Origin of the sequence: Thiolapillus sp. (assembly GCF_048562965.1) — a bacterium.
GTDB lineage: Bacteria > Pseudomonadota > Gammaproteobacteria > Chromatiales > Chromatiaceae > Thiolapillus > Thiolapillus brandeum_A.
In genome coordinates this window covers 1-2757 of the sequence record NZ_JBHNMF010000437.1, presented here as the reverse complement: position 1 = coordinate 2757, position 2757 = coordinate 1, and the positions used below count along the sequence as shown (strand labels likewise).

Annotated in this window: 4 protein-coding genes and 1 pseudogene; 2 read left to right on the top strand and 3 right to left on the bottom strand. The window is 47.2% G+C overall.

The annotated features are described in order from the left end of the window. Window positions 1–635: 635 nt before the first annotated feature. Window positions 636–1034 (top strand): annotated as a pseudogene (locus tag ACOCD2_RS16010) (AbiH family protein); the annotation flags it as partial. A 52-nt stretch (window positions 1035–1086) separates the two neighbouring features. Here the strand turns inward: ACOCD2_RS16010 and ACOCD2_RS16005 are convergent. The 3 genes from ACOCD2_RS16005 to ACOCD2_RS15995 all read right to left on the bottom strand — a co-directional run bounded on the left by ACOCD2_RS16005 (window position 1087) and on the right by ACOCD2_RS15995 (window position 2388). Then, window positions 1087–1653 (bottom strand): hypothetical protein, encoded by a 567-nt coding sequence (locus ACOCD2_RS16005; protein WP_419625785.1) that lies wholly within the window; start codon window positions 1651–1653, stop codon window positions 1087–1089. Window positions 1654–1709: 56 nt separating this feature from the next. Beyond that, the gene (locus ACOCD2_RS16000) at window positions 1710–2162 is read right to left on the bottom strand and encodes a hypothetical protein (protein WP_293650219.1); all 453 of its coding nucleotides are present in this window, start codon (window positions 2160–2162) and stop codon (window positions 1710–1712) included. A 73-nt stretch (window positions 2163–2235) separates the two neighbouring features. Then, a complete protein-coding gene (locus ACOCD2_RS15995; RefSeq protein WP_293715492.1) occupies window positions 2236–2388 on the bottom strand; it encodes a hypothetical protein in 153 nt (50 codons plus the stop codon). A gap of 38 nt (window positions 2389–2426) precedes the next feature. Between ACOCD2_RS15995 and tnpA the strand changes: the two genes are divergently transcribed. Next, window positions 2427–2684, top strand: coding sequence for an IS66 family insertion sequence element accessory protein TnpA (tnpA, locus tag ACOCD2_RS15990; protein WP_293690330.1), 258 nt, complete (start codon window positions 2427–2429; stop codon window positions 2682–2684). Window positions 2685–2757: the final 73 nt, after the last annotated feature.

The following is a 2757-nucleotide window of genomic DNA, read 5'->3' as shown; positions in this document are numbered from 1 at the left end:
CCACCATGTGCTGCAGCACATCGGCAATGCCAGGACGGTTGAGGACATTGAAGCCCTGCTACCCTGGAACACGCCTGTCAAAAAAATGCAATAGGGCTGATTGTTTGGCGCTTACGAACAATCGTCTCTTTGAATTCTCTGCTGTATCTTGGCATTTCATGATTTCCTTCCGTCCCCTGATTAAGTAATAATTGCTCACCGAGGTGAGCGGACAACTATGCTGACACAGGGGGATCCCAAGGTTCCGCAGATCGGGTTCCATTAGCGTCTTTAACGCGTCAATTTTCTCCTCTGAAACTCTAAACTCTAGAAACATTAAATAGTTGACGGAGTTGACGGCATACGGAACACTCATTACCCTGTAAATCATACGTTCTCAACCTGTTTCACAAACGACCGTTTATGGAATGGTGCATTGGCCTACGAGTAGCGCAAGCACGGTTCTGTGAGGGGTGTGGTGATGCGACAGTACGGAGAGGATATTGCGGCACCGGTGGGAAACCAGCCGGCAAACAGAGAATGCCAACACGATCCTAACCTGTTGTGGAGCCCATCTACTCGACCCACACAAGTATCTTGACAAACACCGCTGCCACCGGAAGAAAAGACCCGGCAGCGCCTGACCGAGGTTTACTATGTCACTGGACAGTCTATACATCATTGGGAATGGCTTTGATATCTACCATGGTATTTCTTCCCGTTATTCAAATTTCAAAGAATATCTTTCAGATAGTGATAGTGCTCTACATGATTTAGTTGAAAAATTTATACCGGCTCAAGAAGATTGGTCTGCTTTAGAAACAGATCTTGCAAGAATTGATGTTGATTACGTCGTGGAGAATGCTTCAGCGTTCTTAGTGTCTTATGGTGCAGAGGACTGGAGCGATGCTTATCACCATGATTATCAATATGAAGTCAATGAAATTACCAAAGGCTTGTCGATTTCACTTAAAAAACGTTTTGGAGAATGGGTAAGGCAGCTAGTGATCCCTACCTTAAAGAGATTGGCTGTACGCCCTCTTGATCTGCCAATTACTTCAAGCTACTTGAATTTCAACTACACCCCTTCACTTACGGAGATCGTAACTACTCACCCCTATCAGCATAGAGCTGTCCCGAAAAGGCCATTTGAATGGCGACCAGCGGATTGTATCCCTGATTTGCCATGGTCTGCAGGTAACTGGAGATGCGGCAATAGGCCTCGGCGTACGCTGCCAGCCATGGAGAGCGAAGCGAAGGCTGGTAGACCCCAGTAGCCGCGAGGCCGCACTGTTTTCCCGGCGTGCCTTGCGCCAGAGGGAAAACAAAGTAGGCCTCCGAACGCGGCGTCCAGTCATTGGGAGCCAAGTACGGAGCAGCAACGAGCTTGCGAAGTTGTTGCGTAGTGCTTGGTGACCAGGACGGCTGGGGCACCAATAGGTTGTCAAAGGCCGAGTCGATTTTGGGGACTGGGATGTCCCAAAATCTATCACGAGGTCGAAGACACGCTTGGCCTCTACGAACTCTTGCTGGGAGTACGAATAGCACCATACCTAGTGCTTGAACGAAATCGATTACTCGCTTTGCGTCTTCTGAAGTAGGCAAGCTTGCTGATTCGTCAGCATGACGCTGATCATTTGCATTGAGTCGAACCTCATGAGCCCAGTCAGCCATATCTTCCGTGATCAGATTTTGTTCCGCTTTCAATTCCTTTCAAACACCACTTTCAGCTATAACTCATCGACTATTGATTGCTCCTCTAATTTCTCTTTAGCTTCTTTTTCTCTACGTTTTCGTTCTTCTCTTGCTTCCTTGAGTTCTTGAATAATGTCACACCGCTTTTGTATTGCCGCCAACTCTAGCGCTTCATACTCCCCCTTTAACCTACCTAACTCAGCAGCGCGATCATCTCCCGCCAAGAAAAAAAGCGCCGGCCAAAATAATACTAATCCAACCCCCGTAGCCACCGCATCCTTGTTGGCCTCACTTTCTTGTGCGCCTGTTACTTCAATTAACCTACTATTTACTCTACGTAATTCCATCCCTATTTGATCACAATCATAAGGTTGATACATCAACGGAGATACATACTGTGCACTGATCTTATCAGGAGAGGATGAACAGCCTCCCAAAAAAGCGGTTAGCATCATAGTACTTGCAACAACTACATGTTTCTTTTTCATATTTACTCCCTTTATTGGTCAACAAACATAACGCGTAAGCGATCATTCCAAACCGCTATTGCCCCTTTCCGGATTATCTGAGCCGTTTTTTCATCTCCATCGCAGCTTCCTTCGCGGACGACGGCGGCTCATGGATAACCGGTGTATCGCTGAACATCAGCGCACCCAGCGCTCTGTATTCGTAACCGGTCATTCCAAGACGTACTTCCCCGGTCGCTATTTTCATCATAACCTGCCCCAGTTTTTAATTCACAGGAGCACCCCATGGCGATTCGTCGAAGCAAAACCGAATGGCAAACCTTGATTGAGCAACAGCAGAACAGTCATTTATCTCAGAAGCTTTTCTGCCAACAACAGAATGTATCGGTTGCCACCTTTGGCTACTGGAAGCGTAAATTGCAGCAAGAAGCGGCTATTCAGCCAACCGGTAACGAAGCGACTTCATCCCCTGATGCCTGGTTGGAACTGCCATCACTCCATTATCACGATAATAAAAGGTATGATAAGGGGCGACAAATTTAACAAAAGCTTTTCTGGAAATCGGCTTTTGTCCCCGCTCGCACGGGGACGCAAGTCGATCAAAATGTTTCGTTAA